The 19,109-nt window shown below is 66.1% G+C and carries 15 protein-coding genes and 1 pseudogene; all 16 read left to right on the top strand.

The window, feature by feature from the left end; translation table 11 throughout:
- Positions 1–350 precede the first annotated feature (350 nt).
- A complete protein-coding gene (mraZ, locus tag WBQ44_RS12230; protein WP_495566951.1) occupies positions 351–782 on the top strand; it encodes a division/cell wall cluster transcriptional repressor MraZ in 432 nt (143 codons plus the stop codon).
- A gap of 292 nt (positions 783–1,074) precedes the next feature.
- Positions 1,075–2,037 (top strand): 16S rRNA (cytosine(1402)-N(4))-methyltransferase RsmH, encoded by a 963-nt coding sequence (gene rsmH / locus WBQ44_RS12225; RefSeq protein ID WP_495566954.1) that lies wholly within the window; start codon positions 1,075–1,077, stop codon positions 2,035–2,037.
- Positions 2,034–2,861, top strand: coding sequence for a cell division protein FtsL (gene ftsL / locus WBQ44_RS12220; protein WP_495566950.1), 828 nt, complete (start codon positions 2,034–2,036; stop codon positions 2,859–2,861). The genes rsmH and ftsL overlap by 4 nt, the downstream gene beginning before the upstream one ends.
- A gap of 32 nt (positions 2,862–2,893) precedes the next feature.
- A complete protein-coding gene (locus WBQ44_RS12215) occupies positions 2,894–4,801 on the top strand; it encodes a peptidoglycan D,D-transpeptidase FtsI family protein (protein ID WP_495566953.1) in 1,908 nt (635 codons plus the stop codon).
- A 191-nt stretch (positions 4,802–4,992) separates the two neighbouring features.
- Positions 4,993–6,594: a UDP-N-acetylmuramoyl-L-alanyl-D-glutamate--2,6-diaminopimelate ligase gene (locus WBQ44_RS12210; RefSeq protein WP_495566949.1), complete on the top strand. Its 1,602-nt coding sequence runs from the start codon at positions 4,993–4,995 to the stop codon at positions 6,592–6,594.
- A complete protein-coding gene (locus tag WBQ44_RS12205) occupies positions 6,591–8,204 on the top strand; it encodes a UDP-N-acetylmuramoyl-tripeptide--D-alanyl-D-alanine ligase (RefSeq protein WP_495566948.1) in 1,614 nt (537 codons plus the stop codon). Before WBQ44_RS12210 ends, WBQ44_RS12205 begins: the two co-directional genes overlap by 4 nt.
- On the top strand, positions 8,201–9,280 hold the full coding sequence (gene mraY, locus WBQ44_RS12200; RefSeq protein ID WP_495566947.1) for a phospho-N-acetylmuramoyl-pentapeptide-transferase: 1,080 nt from the start codon (positions 8,201–8,203) through the stop codon (positions 9,278–9,280). Before WBQ44_RS12205 ends, mraY begins: the two co-directional genes overlap by 4 nt.
- A 37-nt stretch (positions 9,281–9,317) precedes the next feature.
- On the top strand, positions 9,318–10,793 hold the full coding sequence (gene murD, locus WBQ44_RS12195) for a UDP-N-acetylmuramoyl-L-alanine--D-glutamate ligase (protein ID WP_495566952.1): 1,476 nt from the start codon (positions 9,318–9,320) through the stop codon (positions 10,791–10,793).
- A complete protein-coding gene (gene ftsW / locus WBQ44_RS12190) occupies positions 10,790–12,271 on the top strand; it encodes a putative lipid II flippase FtsW (protein WP_495566946.1) in 1,482 nt (493 codons plus the stop codon). The genes murD and ftsW overlap by 4 nt, the downstream gene beginning before the upstream one ends.
- Positions 12,268–13,440 (top strand): undecaprenyldiphospho-muramoylpentapeptide beta-N-acetylglucosaminyltransferase, encoded by a 1,173-nt coding sequence (murG, locus tag WBQ44_RS12185; RefSeq protein WP_495566945.1) that lies wholly within the window; start codon positions 12,268–12,270, stop codon positions 13,438–13,440. Before ftsW ends, murG begins: the two co-directional genes overlap by 4 nt.
- Before the next feature lie 74 nt (positions 13,441–13,514).
- Positions 13,515–15,068, top strand: a complete 1,554-nt coding sequence (murC, locus tag WBQ44_RS12180; RefSeq protein ID WP_495566944.1) for a UDP-N-acetylmuramate--L-alanine ligase — start codon at positions 13,515–13,517, stop codon at positions 15,066–15,068.
- Positions 15,069–15,298: 230 nt separating this feature from the next.
- Complete coding sequence (locus WBQ44_RS12175) at positions 15,299–15,967, top strand: cell division protein FtsQ/DivIB (RefSeq protein WP_495566943.1); 669 nt, start codon at positions 15,299–15,301, stop codon at positions 15,965–15,967.
- A 199-nt stretch (positions 15,968–16,166) separates the two neighbouring features.
- Entirely contained in the window at positions 16,167–17,405 is a 1,239-nt protein-coding gene (gene ftsZ / locus WBQ44_RS12170; protein ID WP_495566942.1) for a cell division protein FtsZ, read from the top strand.
- An 8-nt stretch (positions 17,406–17,413) separates the two neighbouring features.
- Complete coding sequence (gene pgeF / locus WBQ44_RS12165; RefSeq protein WP_495566941.1) at positions 17,414–18,139, top strand: peptidoglycan editing factor PgeF; 726 nt, start codon at positions 17,414–17,416, stop codon at positions 18,137–18,139.
- Positions 18,136–18,903 carry a YggS family pyridoxal phosphate-dependent enzyme gene (locus WBQ44_RS12160; RefSeq protein WP_495566940.1) on the top strand — a complete coding sequence of 256 codons (768 nt, stop codon included), beginning with the start codon at positions 18,136–18,138 and terminating at the stop codon, positions 18,901–18,903. The genes pgeF and WBQ44_RS12160 overlap by 4 nt, the downstream gene beginning before the upstream one ends.
- An 87-nt stretch (positions 18,904–18,990) precedes the next feature.
- Positions 18,991–19,109, top strand: a pseudogene (locus WBQ44_RS12155) (cell division protein SepF); the annotation flags it as partial.

Here is a 19,109-nt window from a genome sequence, read left to right as displayed (position 1 = left end):
ACCGCTCTCGTTGTCGTGCCCGAGTGCGTGGCACAAAGGCGCCATCCGCCCCACTTCGCTCCCTTCGGAAGGCCCCACACCCTCCAGTCCCCACTTTCACCCACGGTGTTCAGCAAGTATCCGGTGGGTGACGCCGTTTCAGGCCTCGAGCAGCGGTGATGGCATTTTGGCGCGGGGAGGGGCGACGACGACGCGACATGACTGTGCGCGGTCGAAATTTCTCCTCCACCCTGAACCACTGCTGCTACCTGCGGATATTGGGAGGTATCCCAAGTTTTTGTGCTCGATGGGATTGAATGTGGGGGAAAGTGGGGTAAAGTGGTGGCAGCGGAGAGAGTGGGAGGTGTCGAGTGTTCCTCGGTACCTACACGCCCAAGCTCGACGACAAGGGTCGGCTCACGTTGCCGGCAAAGTTTCGTGAAGCTCTCGAGGATGGAGTGATGGTGAGCAAAGGTCAAGATCACAGCCTCGCCATCTACACCCGAGAGGCGTTCGCGGAGAAGGTCAGGAAGCTGACCGAGGCGTCGCGCTCCAATCCGGTTGCCCGGTCGTACATCCGGCAACTCGGTGCGGGTACCGACGAGCAGAAGCTCGACGGGCAGGGGCGCATCACCATCAGCTCCGATCATCGCCGTTACGCAGATCTGGACCGCAACGTCGTCGTCAACGGATCCATCGAGTTCATCGAGGTCTGGAACGACGAGGCATGGGCCCGGTACTCCACTGAAAGCGAACAGAGCTTCTCGGACGCGATCGACGAGTCCTTGGAAGGAATTTTGTAACCGCCCGGACAACACGCCGAGTGCCGCGAGGCCTCTGCCCGATCAGAACCCTGACGTTCTTCCCCAACGCCAGGTTTCGCAGATCAGGACCCTGACGTTCTTCCCCAACGCCAGGTTCCCTATCGGACAGGGACCTCGAGGCATTCGACCACCATCGATCGACGTGCACGCGAGCAAGCAGCGTGCGGAGGCACGACCGGGAGGAATCATTGTGGAAGGCGAATCGAAATCGCCCGTCCCGGATGACGCTCCCCAGCGGTTCGGAACAACAGAAGGCGCAGCACCCAAACACATTCCGGTCCGACTCGAACGGTCGGACCAGCTACTCGGCCCGGCTCTGATCTCAGCTGAGAAGCACGGCGATACGCCCGTCATGATCGACGCGACGCTCGGACTCGGCGGTCACTCCGAACATTTCCTGCGTACCTACCCGACGATGCGGCTTATCGGCCTCGACCGTGATCCCGATGCGCTCGCACGTGCCGGCAGGCGCCTGTCCGAGTTCGCCGACCGCACCACGTTCGTGCATACGACCTACGACGGGATCGAGGACGCACTCGACAGTGCCGGATTGCCGCCCATCGAGTCGGTGCACGCCATTCTGTTCGATCTGGGTGTGTCGTCGATGCAGCTCGACGAGGCGGATCGAGGGTTCGCCTACTCGGTCGACGCTCCGCTCGACATGCGCATGGATCCGACCGTCGGGCTCACGGCCGCCGACGTTCTCAACACCTACTCACACGGCGACATTGCGCGAGTACTCAGTACATACGGCGAGGAGCGCTTCGCGGGGCGTATCGCGTCGGCTGTCCTTCGCGTCCGCGAACAGACGCCGTTCACGACCAGTGCGGCGCTCGTCGAGCTTCTGTATTCCGCGATTCCGGCAGCGACGCGCCGTACCGGCGGCCATCCGGCGAAGCGCACGTTTCAGGCTCTGCGCATCGAGGTGAACCGAGAGTTGGAATCGCTGGAGAAAGCGGTTCCTGCGGGACTCGATGCGCTCGCGCTGGGTGGGCGAGTGGTCTTCATGTCGTACCAGTCGCTGGAAGATCGTGTGGTCAAGAAGGAACTCGCACCACGGGTGAAGTCCCGAAGCCCGGAGGGGTTGCCGGTCGAGTTGCCCGGGATGGGTCCGGAGCTCCGTCTTCTCACGAAGGGCGCCGAACGCGCCTCCGACGAAGAGATCGAAGAAAATCCACGTTCTGCACCGGTGCGTCTGCGTGCGGCCGAGCGAATCGCGAGGAGAACGGCATGACAATCACCTCGGGTTCACCCCGGTCGACACGACGTGCGAGGTCCACCGGACCCGATGCAGGATCGGCTAAGTCCTCGGCAGCACTCCGCGCATACGAGCGGCGTCAGCAGCGGGCCGTGGCGCTCGCCCCCGACGCCGGACCCGGAGCGCGCGCCACGGCGCGACCGTCGGTATCCACTGCGGCGATCACCGCACGTATTCCGTTCGTTGCTCTGATCATCGGATTGCTTTCTCTCGGTATGGGACTGACCTTGCTCCTCACCACCAGGTCGGCAGAAGACTCCTATGTGTTGTCCGACGCCAAAGCGCAGAACGAGCGTCTGGTGCAGGAGCGGGCGTCGTTGCAGCGAGATGTGGAGCTGGCGGACTCGGCACCCGAGCTCGCCAGGAAGGCCGCCGAGCAGGGCATGGTTCCTGCGGCGAATGCAGCCCGGCTCCTTGTCGCGGCGGACGGCTCGGTTCAGGTCGTCGGCACCCCAGAGCCGGCGCAGGGAACTCCCGTCGCGCCGCTCGATCCACCCGAATCCGATGCCACGTCCACCTCGACTCGTTCGGGCCTCACATTGCGGACGGGTGGCGCACCGTTGGGCGCAGATCGTGCGGTGTCCGAAAGATCAACAGCAACAACGCCTGTCGTGCCCGGTCGGCCCACCAACGTGGCTCCGCGGGCAACCGTTCCGCCCGTCACGCCCACCACACCGAACGTCGTCTCACCGCCCCCCGCCACGCCGAACGTGCCCAATGACGCCCGAACCGAGGCGCTCGGTGAACAATTGGTTCCCATGAGCATCCCGTCGGCGAGTCCCGCGGGTAGTGGGCAGTGACCAGGCCCACCCCCGGGGCATCGCGCCGAAACATGCCGTCACGCAGCGGTTCCGGTGCACGCCCGCAGGCTCGTCGGTCATCGCCACCCACGGCACCGGGACGACGTCCCACTCCGTCGCGTGCCAACAGCCGATTCGACGCATCGTCCTTCGTCTTCCGCAGCGGCTTCGGTCGGGTCGTCATGTTCGGTGTGCTCGCCGTCGTGGCACTGCAGCTCGTGTGGATCATGGGAATCAACGGTCCGCGGTTGTCGGCAGAGGCTGCTTCGCAGCGCACTACTACGCTCGTCGACCCCGCAACGCGGGGAGCGATCATGGATCGGGACGGCAAACCGATCGCGTTCACGATGGAGGCCAAGGCGCTCACGTTTCAACCCGTACGTGTCCGCCGCGAACTCGACGAGGCGAGGGCCAAAGACTCGACGAAGCCGGCAACCGACGACCGGCTCGCCGCCATCGCCGCCGGTATTCACGACGAGTTGGGCGACATCGCGAACGAGAAGGACCTACTCGCGAAGCTCAAAAGCAACGACACCTTCACCTACCTGGTGCGCGGCGTCGACGCGACCGTTGCCACCCGTATCAGTGAAGAGTTCGAAGAGGTCGGCCTCGAACGCCAGGACATTCGGGAGTATCCGGGCGGATCGCTCGCCGCCAACATGGTCGGTGCCACCGGGTGGGACGGGCACGGCCTGCTCGGGCTAGAGGACGCGCTCGACTCGACCCTCGCGGGAACTGACGGATCGCAGACCTACGATCGTGGCTCCGACGGGGCCGTCATCCCCGGTAGCTGGCGAGACCGGCAAACAGCGGTCAACGGTTCCGACGTGGAACTGACCATCGACGCAGACTTGCAGTACTACGTGCAGCAGCAGGTACAGCTCGCGAAGGATCTGTCGGGCGCCAAGAACGCGTCGGCGTTCGTGCAGGACGCCAAGACCGGCGAAGTGTTGGCGATGTCCAACGACAACACCTTCAACCCCGGCATCGGCGTCGGAAACAACGAGCGAGACAAGGAGATGGGCAACCTCCCGGTCTCGACCCCGTTCGAGCCCGGTTCGGTCAACAAGATCATCACCGCCGCGGCTGCCATCGAATACGGTCTCACCACCCCCGACGAGGTGCTGCAGGTGCCCGGCAACATATTCATGTCCGGAGTGTCGGTGAAGGACGCCTGGGAACACGGCGTTGCGCCGTACACCTCGACGGGCGTGTTCGGTAAGTCTTCGAATGTCGGAACACTGATGCTCGCCCAGCGGGTGGGGGAGGATCGGTTCGCGGACATGCTCTCGCGTTTCGGCCTGGGGCAGCGCACCGACGTCGGCCTACCGGGAGAGAGCGCGGGCAGCGTACCGAGCCGCGACCAATGGTCCGGAGGCACCTTCGCCAACTTGCCCATCGGACAGGGGCTTTCGATGACGCTGATGCAGATGACGGCGATGTACCAGGCCATTGCCAACGACGGAATGCGCATCCCGCCGCGCATCGTCAAGGCCACCGTCGATCCCAGCGGCAACAAGACCGAAGCCGAACGGCCCGAAGGCATCTACGTCGTCAGTCCGCAGACGGCCTCGACGGTCCGCGACATGTTCCGATCCGTCACGCAGGACGACAACGGCAACCAGCGCGGCACCGGCGTCGCCGCAGGAGTGTCCGGATATCAGATCAGTGGAAAGACCGGAACCGCACAGCAGGTGGACCCGGAATGCGGCTGCTACTCCAACTCGAACTACTGGATCACGTTCGCGGGTATCGCTCCCGCCGACAATCCCCGGTACGTGATCGGAATCATGCTCGACGCACCCTCGCGCAGCGCGGATGGCTCGGGCGGTCAGTCCGCCGCGCCGCTGTTCCACAACATCGCCAGCTGGATGCTGCAGCGGGATGCTGTGCCGCTGTCGAAAGATCCGGGTCCGAAGTTGGTCCTCCAGGCCGACTGACCCGCCCAGGTGCCAGGCGTGGTGGGTCGGGCGTAGAGGCACGCGTCGCTCGCCGGTAACCTGACTCCTCGGCCCTTGTACGGGTGTCAGGAGGACCCGTGACGTACGACGGTTTCTCGGGATCCCCGTGCCACGGCAACACGCCATCGCGTCCACGCGCCAACGACTGCAGTCGAGCAGAAGGGAGCACAGTGCCTGTGCCAGCAGAGTCCCAACCTGCTCCGCCACCGTCTCGTCCTCTGAATCCACCGCAGACTCCGGTCGAGAGACTCGCCGAAGCATCCGGTGCAGTTGTGGTCCCGGCGACCGACAAAGCTCACCGGCTCGTCACGGGTGTCGATCTGCGTGCGCAGGCCATCGTCGACGGTGATCTGTTCGCCGCGCTGCCCGGTTCTGCGGCGCACGGCGCAACCTTCGTCGCCGACGCCGTCGAGCGCGGTGCCGTCGCGGTTCTGACGGATCCTGCCGGGCTAGATATCGTGCGAACGCGTCTTCCGGCGTCGCCGGTTCCGGTGCTGGTGCACGAGCAGCCTCGGAGCGTGCTGGGCGCGGTGTCGGCGCTGGTGTACGGGAACCCGTCGGAGAAGATGACGGTTATCGGCATCACCGGCACGTCCGGTAAGACCACCACGTCGTATCTGTTGGAAGCTGCGTTGACGGCCGCGGGCAGACGCACCGGGCTCATCGGGACGATCGAGACCAAGATCGACGGGTCCCGGGTCCCCAGCGCGTTGACGACTCCTGAGGCGCCGCACCTGCACGCACTGTTTGCCCTGATGGTCGAACGAGGGCTCGATTCGGTCGTGATGGAGGTGTCGAGCCACGCTCTGACCCTCGGGCGGGTCGACGGCACCGTGTTTTCGGTCGGTGCGTTCACCAATCTTTCGCAGGATCACCTGGATTTCCACGGCACGCTGGAGGAGTACTTCCTGGCGAAGAGCCGATTGTTCGCTGCCGAGTCGCGGGTGCGCACGCGGTCGGCCGTCGTCTGCGTCGACGACAGTTGGGGACGGCGTATGGCCGATATCGCTCGATCGGCCGGGTCACAGCTGTCCACCGTCGCGGTGTCCACCGACGCCGATTGGACGGTGACGGACTGGTCGAAGGATCCCGGCGGCACTCAGACGTTCGGGATCGTCGAACCCTCCGGCGTTCACCACGGCGCGTCGATTCGACTTCCCGGGCGCTACAACGTCGCCAATGCGCTGCTCGCGGCCGCGACGTGCGCTGCGTCCGGTGTGGACACGGCGTCCGCGATCCGCGGCATGGCCGAGGTCGACGTTCCCGGTCGCGTACAGCGCATCTCCCGAGGCCAGAATTTTCTGGCCGTCGTCGATTACGCGCACAAGCCCGCGGCCGTCGAGGCCGTGATCGAGACGCTGCGGGAACAGACCGCGGGCCGCATCGCGGTGGTACTGGGCGCCGGCGGCGACCGAGACACGGGCAAGAGACCGCTGATGGGCGCAGCGGGCGCCCGAGGAGCTGACCTTTTCGTCATCACCGACGACAATCCGCGTTCCGAAGACCCCGCCGCGATCCGGGCGGAGGTCCACGCCGGTGCGATGTCGGTCGAACCGGCCCTTCGCGGAGAGGTCCACAACGTCGCCGGTCGAAGCGCGGCCATCGAGGACGCCGTCCGCTGGGCCCGGGACGGCGACGTCGTGCTCGTCGCAGGCAAGGGACACGAGACCGGGCAGGATGTCGGTGGAGTGAAGCACCCTTTCGACGACCGCGTCGTCCTGGCCGACGCCATCGATCGCAAGATCGCCGAACAAGCAGGAGCAACACCGTGAAAGCCCTGACCATCGGAGAGATCGCCGACATCGTCGGCGGCACCCTCCACGACGTCGACGATCCAACCCGACTCGTCGACGGGACCGTCGAATTCGACTCTCGCAAGGTCACTTTCGGTGGGTTGTTCCTCGCCCTGCCCGGCGCCCGCGTCGACGGCCACGAACACGCACAGGGTGCAATCGACGCAGGCGCGGTCGCAGTGCTCGCCGCCCGTCCGGTCGGGGTACCCGCCATCGTCGTCGACCCGATGCCGCACGACGGACGCGCCATGGCCCTCGAGCACGACGCCGACGGATCCGGCGCGGCCGTGCTTGCTGCGTTGAGCGCCCTCGCTCGAGCATCGATCGACGAACTCACCGCCGCGACCGGACTGACCGTCGTCGGCGTCACCGGATCCTCGGGCAAGACGTCGACCAAGGATCTGCTGGCTTCGGTCCTCCGGCCGCTCGGCGCGGTCGTCGCACCGCCGGGGTCGTTCAACAACGAGCTGGGCCACCCGTGGACCGCCCTTCGTGCCGACGAAACGTCGAAATTCCTGGTTCTCGAGATGTCTGCTCGCGGCGTCGGCCACGTCGCGTTGCTCGCCGAGGCCGCGCCGCCGCGCATCGGCGTCGTACTCAATGTCGGTACCGCCCACCTCGGCGAATTCGGGTCGAGGGACCGCATCGCTCTCGCCAAGGGCGAACTCGTCGAAGCTTTGCCCTCCGCGGAGGACGGGGGAGTGGCCGTCCTCAATGCCGACGACCGCATCGTGATGGAGATGACGGCGCGCACCACTGCAAAGATCGTCACGGTCGGACAATCGCCCGACGCGGACATCCGAGCCGAGAACATCTCCCTCGACTGCGACGCCCGTGCCCGATTCACCATGGTCACGCCGATCGGGAGCGTCGAAGTCGCGCTCGCCGTGCACGGCGAACATCAGGTCGGGAACGCATTGGCCGCTGCTGCGGTCGCACTCGAATGCGGCGCGACCCTCGCGCAGGTCGCGGAAGCGCTTGCCGGGTCCACGGCAGCATCCGTCCGGCGAATGGACGTGCGCACCACGGCCGCAGGCATCACGATCGTCAACGACTCGTACAACGCCAACCCCGACTCCATGCGCGCCGCGCTCAAGGCCCTCGTGTCGATGTCCAGGTCGGGTACCGGGCCCCCTCGTCGTACCTGGGCGGTCCTCGGGGAGATGGGCGAACTGGGTTCCGAATCGGTCGTCGAGCACGACGCAATTGGGCGGCTTGCCGTGCGCTTGGACGTCAGCCGGCTCATCATCGTCGAATCCGGACGGCCCACCAGAGCGCTGCACCAGGGCGCCGTCATGGAGGGATCGTGGGGCGAGGAGTCGATGCTCGTGCCCGATCAGCAGGCCGCGATCGATGTGCTGCGCGCCGAACTCGAGCCGGGCGACATCGTGCTGGTGAAGGCATCGCAGTCCGTCGCGCTGTGGACGGTGGCCGAAGCGCTGCTCGACGATGACGGTTCTGTAACGGACCGTGGCGCCACGGCTACCGACGGCCGAGATTCGGACAGTGTTGGCGCGGACAGTGTCGATGCGGACGGTATCGACGCGGACGGGGAGAGGAACACCATGACACCGGAGGACACGCAGTGAGGCAGATCCTCTTCGCCGGAGGCATCGCGCTCGCTGTGGCAATCCTGCTCACGCCAGTGTTGATCAAGGCATTCTCCAAGCAGGGCTTCGGTCAGGAGATCCGAGTCGAAGGCCCCGCCAGTCATCAGTCGAAGCGTGGTACCCCGACGATGGGCGGCGTCGCCATCCTCGCCGGCCTGTGGGCCGGCTACTGGGGCTCGCACCTGATCGGAGTCGGGTACGACGCCGACGGGCCGTCGGCGTCGGCGCTTCTGGTTCTCGGCTTGACGACCGTCCTCGGGTTGGTCGGTTTCCTCGACGACTTCATCAAGATTCGCAAGCAGCGCAACCTCGGTCTGAACAAGACGGCCAAGCTCGTCGGCCAGTTGGTCGCGGCTGTGCTGTTCGGCATCCTCGCCCTGCAGTTCAAGGGTCCGAACGGGCTCACCCCGGCCAGTCAGCAACTCTCGTACGTCCGCGACATCGCGACGGTCAGCCTCGGCCCCATCGTGTTCATCGTGTGGTGCTACTTCCTGGTGACGGCATGGTCCAACGCGGTGAACCTGACGGACGGCCTCGACGGTCTCGCCGCCGGATCGATGACGCTCGTGCTCGGTGCCTACACTGTCATCACCTTCTGGCAATATCGTCAGGCATGCTCGACAAATCCGGGCCCGGGGTGCTATGACGTGCGCGACCCGCTGGATCTCGCGCTCATCTGCGCCGCCGCCGCCGGCGCGTGTATCGGGTTCCTGTGGTGGAATGCCGCCCCGGCCAAGATATTCATGGGCGACACCGGTTCGCTTGCACTGGGTGGTTTGCTCGCCGGGCTGTCCATCGTCACGCGTACCGAACTCATCATGGTGGTCATCGCGGCCCTGTTCGTCGCCGAGGCCGCATCGGTCGTCATCCAGGTGGCCGTGTTCCGATCGAGTCGACGACGCGTATTCCGTATGGCGCCGTTCCATCACCACTTCGAGCTCGCAGGCTGGGCAGAGACCACGGTGATCATCCGGTTCTGGCTGCTCGCAGCGATCGCGTCGGCCGTCGGATTGGCTCTGTTCTACAGCGAGTACCTCGCTGCCGTGGGTGGCTGAGCGAGCTGTGGCCGAACGACTCGGGGCCGGCACACCCGTGGGCCATACATCGGTAAGCGAAGACCTGCAGTGGATCCGAGGTAAGACGGTTCTGGTTGCCGGCAGTCGCGTGTCGGGGCTTGCGACGATTGCGCCCCTCCGCGAACTCGGTGCCGATGTGCTCGTCACCGATTCCGCCGCGGATGCGGTGGCACGCGCGGTCGAACTGGGCGCCCGGGGGATCCTGCAGGCCGACCTTCTCGCCGAGCCAAGCATTTTCGGCGATGTCTCCCTCGTCGTGACGAGCCCGGGATTGCGTCCCGACGCCCCTGTTCTTGCTGCGGCCTCGGCACGGGCAATTCCGGTCTGGGGCGACGTCGAGCTGTCGTGGCGGATCGACCGCGCGGAAATCTACGGTCCCGCGACGCAGTGGCTGGTGGTGACCGGAACCAACGGCAAGACGACAACGACGTCGATGCTGGCGTCCATTCTGTCGTCGGCCAATCTGGTGGGTGTCGCCTGCGGCAACATCGGCCTCCCCGTCCTCGACGCGTTGCAATCGACGCCTCACCCGTCTGTGTTAGCGGTGGAATTGTCGTCGTTCCAGTTGTTCTGGGCTCCGTCGGTGCGGCCTGCGGCGGGCACGGTGCTCAACATCGCCGAGGATCATCTGGACTGGCACGGCGGTATGGACGGGTACGTCGAGGCAAAGGCGCGCGCACTCCGGGGTGATGTCGCGGTAGTAGGTCTCGACGACCCGCGCGCTGCTGCGCTCGGTGCCGCGGCCCCCGCCGGACGGGTGTTCGGTTTCCGGCTGGGAGAACCGGCGGTCGGGGAACTCGGGGTATCCGATGGATACCTCATCGACAACGCATTCGGTGCCGCCGTAGCCCTCTTGCCGCTGGCCGAAGTCGTTCCTGCCGGCCCGGCCGGGACGATGGACGCGCTCGCCGCTGCGGGGCTGGCGCGGTCGATCGGTGTATCCGTCGACGCCGTTGCCGAGGGTTTGCGCACCTACGAGCTCGGTGCACACCGCGCATCCGTGGTGCGGGTCGAGAACGGTGTGACGTTCGTCGACGATTCGAAGGCAACCAATCCGCACGCGGCCAGATCGTCGCTGCTCGCGTACGACCGCGTGGTGTGGATAGCGGGCGGATTGCTCAAGGGTGCGTCGGTCGACGAGTTGGTCGCCGAGGTGGCACCCCGCCTCGCCGCGGCGTTCGTGATCGGACGCGATGGGAGCGAGATCGCAGAGGCTTTGGCGCGACACGCCCCCGATGTTCCCGTTGTGACGTTCGCGGCGGGAGACGATGCTGGTGTGACTGATGTGGCGCAAGATGCAGAAGCAGTGATGCGGGCCGTGGTGCGAAGCGCCGCAGAACGCGCGCAACCGGGAGACACCGTTCTGCTCGCTCCGGCCGCGGCGTCTCTGGACATGTTCATCGACTACGGGCACCGAGGCCGCAGTTTCGCCGCCGCGGTCGATTCGCTCGACGCGGCCGGTATCGGCCGCGTAGGCGGGCAGCCCTCGTGAGCAGAGCTGCAGATGGTACGACGGCGCCGCGGACCCGTATCGGTTTGTGGCTGACGCGGCCGCTGGCATCGTTCCACCTCATCGTGACCATCGCCGCGCTGCTCACAATTCTCGGCTTGGTGATGGTGCTCTCGTCGTCGGCAGCCGAGGCCTACGCTGCGGACGGTTCGGCGTACAGCCTCTTCACGCAGCAGCTGATCGGCGTCGCTCTCGGCGTGGTCGCGTTCTACATCGCGCTCCGCATGCCCGTGCGGATGCTGCGCAAGCTGTCGTTCCCACTGTTCTGCCTGTCGGTAGTCATGCTGATGATGGTGCTCATCCCGGGTGTCGGTTCCGAGGGCGCGGACGGTGCGCGCAGGTGGTTCAACATTGCGGGCGTATCGTTCCAGCCGTCGGAGCTGGCCAAGGTCACCCTGGTGCTGTGGGCGGCGCACCTGCTGGCGTCACGCCGCAGCGAACACGCGAGCCTCAAGTCGCTGCTCATCCCACTGGTGCCGGCCGCACTGCTGATGGCCGCGTTGATCGTGTTGCAGCCCAACCTGTCCACGGCCATCGCCATCGGCATCATCCTTGTGTCCGTGCTGTGGTTCGCCGGTCTGGACGCCCGATTGTTCGGCATCATCGTCGGCGGCGGCATAGCGGCGGCCACGGTCCTCGCTTTCACCGCTGGTTACCGCTCCAATCGCATCAAGGCTTGGCTCAACCCGGGCGACGACCCCCAAGGTCTCGGCTATCAGTCGAACCAGGCCAAATTCTCCCTTTCCGACGGCGGCCTGTTCGGAGTCGGACTGGGCCAGAGCCGTGCAAAGTGGAGCTACCTGCCCAACGCGCACAACGACTTCATCTTCGCGATCATCGGCGAGGAACTCGGATTCATCGGGTGCATGGCCGTCCTCGGGCTGTTCGCCCTGTTCGTCTACACCGGGTTACGGATCGCCATGCGTTCGGTCGACCCCTTCCTACGGTTGCTGGCTGCCGGATCCACCACCTGGATTTTTGCGCAGGCGATGATCAACATCGGGTACGTGGTCGGATTGCTCCCCGTCACGGGTCTACAGCTTCCGCTCGTGTCCTACGGCGGGTCCTCGACGGCCATCACCCTGCTGATGTTCGGCATCATCGCCAACGCCGCGCGGCACGAACCGGAGGCCATCGCCGCACTCCACGCGGGCCACGCGTCCAGACTCGATCGCGTCCTGCGACTGCCGATGCCCGCCTCCTTCTCGCCGATGCGGGCCGCCGCGGCACGGTCGAAGTCCACCCGACCCGCCCTCGACAAGCGCGATCGACGGGGGATGGAAAGCCGGAAGGCACCGCAGCGTCGACGCACCGACAGGGATCTCGCCGACGTCGGCGCCAGAGCCGAACGGGATCGCCGCGTCCGCGCAGGTCAGCCGCAGGTCGAACCACGCAGGCAGAATCGCGGTCAACCCGGTGACCGGCGCGCACAATCGAATGGGCGAGGATATCGACGGTGAATGCACGAACGAAACCGCTGTCCGTTGTCGTGGCAGGCGGTGGCACCGCCGGGCACATCGAACCGGCGATGGCTGTAGCCGACGCTCTCCGTGAGCTCGATCCGACGGTGCGCATCACTGCCCTCGGCACGCAGCGCGGCCTCGAGACGACCCTCGTTCCGGCTCGTGGTTACAGCCTCGAGCTGATTCCGCCCGTTCCGTTGCCCAGGAAGCCGACGGTCGACCTGCTCCGGCTGCCTGCCAAGGTCTTCAAGTCCGTGCGGCGCACCCGCGCGGTGTTCGCAGACGTCGAGGCCGATGTTCTCGTCGGTTTCGGTGGCTACGTCGCCCTGCCGGCCTACCTCGCCGCGCGCCGAATTCTCGGTCGACGTCGGTCCGTTCCAATCGTGGTCCACGAAGCAAATGCGAGCGCAGGCATCGCGAACAAGGTGGGCGCACGGCTTGCGCAGCGGGTGCTCGCCGCGGTATCCGGCTCCGGTGTGCGCTCGCCCGGCCGCAGTGACGCCGAGATCGTCGGAATTCCGGTTCGTCCCACCATCACCGGCCTCGACCGCGCAGCCACCCGCGACGAAGCGCGGCGACACTTCGGACTGCCCGTCGAAGGGTCCGTTCTTCTCGTCTTCGGGGGCTCGCAGGGGGCGCGGTCTCTGAACGACGCCGTGTCGGGCGCGGCGGCCGAACTCGCCGCAGCCGGGGTGTCCGTTCTGCACGCGCACGGCCCGAAGAACACCCTCGATCTCCCCGTCCGAACGGGAGGTTCGAACGCCCGGTACGTCGCCGTGCCGTATCTGAACCGCATGGACCTCGCCTACGCGGCGGCGGATCTGGCGGTCTGTCGGTCCGGTGCCATGACGGTCGCAGAGGTTTCTGCGACCGGACTGCCCGCCGTGTACGTCCCGTTGCCCCACGGAAACGGAGAGCAAGAACTCAACGCTCGTCCCGTTGTCGCGGCAGGGGGAGGCATACTCGTGGCGGACGGTGAACTCGACAGCCGGTACGTCTCGACGGAGATCGTCGAGCTGATCACGGACACCGCTCGTCTGTCGACGATGTCCGCGGGCGCGGCAGGCGCTGGTCACCGTGACGCTGCACTGACGGTCGCCCGCATCGTTCTTGCTGTGGCCTCGGGCAGCAGCACGGCTGCGGACAAACCCCGGTCGTCCGAGTGACACGCGACGGCGACATGAGGCGTGGCGACACAACGGAAGATCACGTCAGCGACGTGACGAGCGAAAGGACGGACATGGCCGAGCTTCCCGCAGAGCTCGCGAGAGTGCACATGGTCGGCATCGGCGGCGCCGGAATGTCGGGTATCGCACGCATCCTGCTCGCTCGCGGTGGCCAGGTATCCGGATCCGACGCGAAGGAGAGCAGGGGAGTTCTCGCTCTTCGCGCCCGCGGCGCCGATGTGCGCGTCGGACATGACGCCTCGGCGCTGGACTTGTTGCCCGGTGGACCGACTGTCGTCGTCACCACCCATGCGGCCATCCCCAAGGACAATCCCGAGCTCGTGGAGGCCCACAGGCGCGGAATTCCGATCGTGCTCCGTCCAGCAGTCCTGTCATCGTTGATGGAGGGGTATCGCACGCTCCTCGTGTCGGGCACCCACGGCAAGACGTCGACGACGTCGATGCTGATCGTGGCCCTGCAGCACTGCGGATTCGACCCGTCCTTCGCTGTCGGTGGCGAACTGAACGAAGCCGGAACCAACGCCCATCACGGCAGCGGCGACGTGTTCGTCGCCGAAGCCGACGAGAGCGACGGCTCATTGCTTCAGTACAGCCCGAACCTCGTGATCGTCACCAACATCGAGGCCGACCACCTCGACTACTTCGGTACCACCGAGGCATACGTACAGGTATTCGACGATTTCGCGGCTCTGCTCCAGCCGGGTGGCGTTCTGGTCGCCTGCATGGACGACCCGGGTTCGGCGGCACTCGCGCAGCGTGTCCACGCCCGCGGTCTTCCCGGCGTACGCGTGCTCGGATACGGGTCCGCGGACACCGACACCGGAGACGTCGAGATGGCGGTCCGGCTGCTGCAGTGGGAACCCGAAGACGTCGGCGGGGTCGCGCAATTGCAGGTTCGAGGCGAGGACGTGCCGCGCACGCTGCGGCTCGGCGTTCCGGGGAAGCACTCGGCGCTCAACGCGCTGGCCGCTTTCACCGCGGGCGTGCAGGCCGGTGCCGACGTGGCGGAGGTTCTGGCCGGGCTCGCGGGCTTCGGTGGTGTACACCGCCGCTTCCAAATTCGCGGTCGCGAACATGGCATACGGGTGTTCGACGATTATGCGCATCACCCGACCGAGGTACGTGCCGTCCTCAACGCAGCGCAGCAACTCGTCAGCGGAGTAGCGAGCAGCGGTGTTGCGAGCAGCGGTGTTGCGAGCAGCGGTGTTGCGAGCAGCGGTATTGCGGGCAGCGGTGTTGCGGGCGATCGGGGGCGCGTTGTCGTGGTGTTTCAACCGCACCTCTATTCACGAACCGAGACGTTCGCCGGCGAGTTCGGCGAGGCTCTGAGCATCGCCGACGAGGTGGTGGTGCTCGACGTGTACGGGGCACGCGAGGAGCCACTCCCGGGCGTGACGGGCGCCCTGGTGGCCTCGGCAGTCACGAAGCCCGTCAACTACCAGCCCGATCTGTCGCTCGTGGCCAAGCAGGTGGCGTCCCTCGCCGCCCCCGGGGACGTGGTGATCACCATGGGTGCCGGTGATGTGACCATGCTTGCCGGGCCGATTCTCGACGCGCTCCGTTCGAAGACGGACTTCCGGATCGGGCAAGGCCGGGCATCGAAGTGACTCGCGCGGACCGGCCGAAGCGTTCGGCTCGTTCGGAGCGGTCGAACACTCCGGAGCGGTCGACACGGTCGGGGAGGTCGGAACGTTCGAGCACGACGCGGAGGGGCGAACGCCGATCGACCCCCTCCTCGGGAACCGAGGTCGATGCGTCGACCATCGACGCGGGCCGAGCACCGGTCGATTCGGATCGGGAGCTCCGGCGTCGGACACGCGAGGAGGAACGGCGGCGGGTGTCGCGGTCGCGGCGTCGCGTCGGTCTGATTGCCGCGGCGCTCGTTGCCGCCGTCGTTGCAGGCTTCGCGGTCGTCTACTTCTCGCCGTTGCTGACCGTTCGCACGATCGACGTGGACGGTGCCGTCACGGTTCCGCAGCAGGAAATTCTGGCGGAACTTGCTGTGCCGATGGGGGAGAAGCTCGTTCGGGTCGACGCCAACGCTGCAGCGCAGCGCGTCGCTGCGATACCGGCACTGGCGTCCGTTCGAGTGCAGCGGCAGTACCCGTCGACAATCAGGGTGACCGTCGCCGAACGCGTCGCCGTGGTGTTCGTCGATCGACCGGACGGCACGCATCTTCTGGACGCCGACGGTGTGGACTTCGCCGTGGCGCCGCCACCGCCGGGAGTGCTGCGGCTGGTCACCGACAATCCGGGCGCAGACGATCCGGCCACCGAAAGTGCTCTCGCGGTACTGGATTCGATGCCGCGTGCGCTGCGCGACACACTGGTCGAGGTGCGTGCCGGTTCGGCGTCGGACGTGACGTTGCAGTTGGCAGACGGGCGGACGCTCGTGTGGGGAAACAGGGACAACTCGGAGCGCAAATCGGCTGTGGCACTTGCCTTGATGTCGCAGCCCGGACAGATTCTCGACGTGTCCAGTCCTGATCTTCCCACCACCAAGTAGACGCTCGTCGAGACAACGGCCGCTTCGGCGAAAAGCAAAATATTTCGGTGCCGTCGGCGCGCCTAGTGGCGCAATGTTGTCCCGGTGCATAGCGTTCCGAGCGTCGAGTACTTGACATAACACTAAGCCTGTGGTTCAGGTTGAGAGTTTCGACAAGTGAACGACAGCCCAAAACGCAACCCACGGAAGGCGAGAGCCAATGACGCCCCCGCACAACTACCTCGCCGTAATCAAGGTCGTCGGCATCGGCGGCGGCGGCGTTAACGCGGTCAACCGCATGATCGAACAGGGACTCAAGGGAGTCGAGTTCATCGCGGTCAACACCGACGCCCAAGCGCTGCTCATGAGCGACGCCGACGTCAAACTCGCCGTCGGCCGCGAGCTCACCCGCGGACTCGGCGCCGGCGCCGACCCGGAAGTGGGCAGACGAGCTGCCGACGATCACAAAGACGAGATCGAAGAAGTCCTCAAGGGCGCCGACATGGTGTTCGTCACCGCAGGTGAGGGTGGCGGTACCGGAACCGGTGGCGCTCCCGTCGTCGCCAACATCGCACGCAAGCTCGGCGCGCTCACCGTCGGCGTCGTCACGCGGCCCTTCTCGTTCGAGGGCAAGCGCCGCGGCGGGCAGGCCGACACGGGTATCCAGCAACTTCGCGAATCGTGCGACACCCTCATCGTGATCCCCAACGATCGTCTGCTGCAGCTCGGCGATGCGGCCGTCAGCCTCATGGACGCATTCCGCAGCGCCGACGAGGTACTGCTCAACGGCGTCCAGGGCATCACCGACCTCATCACCACCCCCGGTCTGATCAACGTCGACTTCGCCGACGTCAAAGGAGTCATGTCCGGCGCAGGCAGCGCGCTGATGGGCATCGGTTCCTCCCGTGGCGAGGGACGTGCCATCAAGGCCGCGGAATCGGCAATCAATTCACCACTGCTCGAAGCATCGATGGAGGGCGCGCGCGGCGTGCTGCTGTCCATCGCCGGCGGCTCCGATCTCGGACTGTTCGAGATCAACGAGGCAGCCTCACTCGTGCAGGAGGCCGCGCACATCGACGCGAACATCATCTTCGGAACCGTCATCGACGACTCCCTCGGCGACGAGGTGCGCGTCACGGTCATCGCCGCGGGCTTCGACGGTGGCACTCCGACGCGTCGACCGGTCGAGGCCGCTCCGGCATCCTCGCGTTCGCCGATCGGGTCCGCCCGGTCGGGCGAGGTGTCGTCGTCGACTCGGTCGAGCGATTCGACGGAGTCCGGCGCCGTGTTCCGTGATCCGGTGGGCAGTGGTAGCGGCAGTACGCTTCCGCCGCTGCGCGATTCGGGTTCCGGTAACGGTTCGTCGTCCGGTGGCCAGTCGGGCAGTGGCCGTCGAGTGCCGGTGGCCGACGACGACGGCGAAGACGACGTCGACGTTCCGTCCTTCATGCGTCGGTAGTTCCCATCGTGGCGAATGCAGAATTCACGGTCCGACGAGTCACCACCACTCGGGCGGGCGGGGTGTCCCCGGCTCCGTACGACACCTTCAATCTCGGTGATCACGTAGGTGACGATCCCGCAGCAGTTGCCGCAAACAGGGAACGGCTCGGCCGTCAGATCGGCGTCGGTCCGGATCGGCTCGTATGGATGGAGCAGGTCCACGGACGCACGGTGACCGTGGTCGATGGTCCGACCACCGAGGCGGTGCCGGTGACCGACGCCCTCGTCACCACTGTCCGTGGCCTCGCGCTCGCGGTACTGACCGCGGATTGCGTCCCGGTCCTGCTGTCGGACGAGGAGGCGGGTGTCATCGCGGCGGTGCACGCTGGTCGTATCGGCGCGCGAATCGGCATCATCCCCCGCGTGCTGGACGTCATGGTCGCGCAAGGCGCGGTCGTCGGACGCATCGGTGCATTTCTGGGACCGGCGGCCAGCGGCCGTCAGTACGAGGTGCCCGCCGAGATGCGGGCAGATGTCGAGAGACATCTGCCCGGCAGTGCGACGACCACCGTGCACAAGACTCCCGGGCTCGACATCCGCGCAGGACTCGGTCGGCAGTTGCTCGAAGCGGGCGTGGCGGGCGTGGTGGTCGATCCCCGCTGCACGATGGAGGATCGCACCCTGTTCAGTCATCGCCGGGCCGAGCCCACCGGACGGATGGCTGGTGTGATTTGGATGGACGAGAAGGTATGACCGAGCGGTCGGGTCGAGCGGCGGAGATCGAGACGGCTCTGAACTCCGTGCACGAGCGAATCGAAGCCGCATGTGTCGCCGCGGGACGTGACGTGGGCGAAGTGACGTTGCTGCCGGTGACCAAGTTCTTCCCGGCCGACGACGTGCAAATTCTGTACGACCTCGGATGCCGGGACTTCGGCGAGTCGAGAGAACAAGACGCGTCGGTCAAGGTGGACGAACTCGCCGACTCGTTCGCAGACGATCGAGCCCGCTGGCACATGATCGGCCGATTGCAGCGCAACAAGGCGAAGTCGGTTGCCCGATGGGCTACCTCAATTCATTCCGTGGACAGTGACAGGCTCGTCGCTGCACTGGAAAAGGCCGTCACCGGTGCTGTCGACGACGGTTCGAGGTCAACGCCACTCGACGTACTGATCCAGGTCAGCCTCGACGGTGACGTGCACCGCGGGGGCGTCGATCGCACAGACGTCGCGGCGTTGGCCGAGAGGGTGGCTGCGTCGAGCAATCTGCGACTGGGAGGGCTGATGGCGGTGCCTCCCATCGATGCCGAACCCGACGCTGCTTTTGCCGACCTCGAGGGCCTGCACCACGAACTTCTCGCGCAGCATCCGGACGCAAACCAGTTGTCCGCGGGCATGACCGGCGATCTGGAACACGCGATCCGACACGGATCGACATGCGTGCGTGTCGGTACCGCAATACTCGGTTCTCGGCCGATAACCTCGCCAGTACAGTCCACGGATCACATCAGTCACAACTGACACTTGCGAACCTGGAGAACGGCCCGCGAACGAACACCCGCCAGCGAGTGGAGCCCGCGGAATGACCAGTTTCACGGAAGGCAATCGATGAGCACCCTGCACAAGTTCAAGGCGTACTTCGGCATGGTTCCGCTCGCGGACTACGAAGACGACTACCTCGACGAGCCTGATTCTCATCGGTCCTCGCGCGGTCGTGACCCCTACGG

The sequence above is a fragment of the Rhodococcus sp. (in: high G+C Gram-positive bacteria) genome, assembly GCF_049591685.1.
GTDB lineage: Bacteria > Actinomycetota > Actinomycetes > Mycobacteriales > Mycobacteriaceae > Rhodococcoides.
This window is presented reverse-complemented; position numbering and strand designations above follow the sequence as displayed.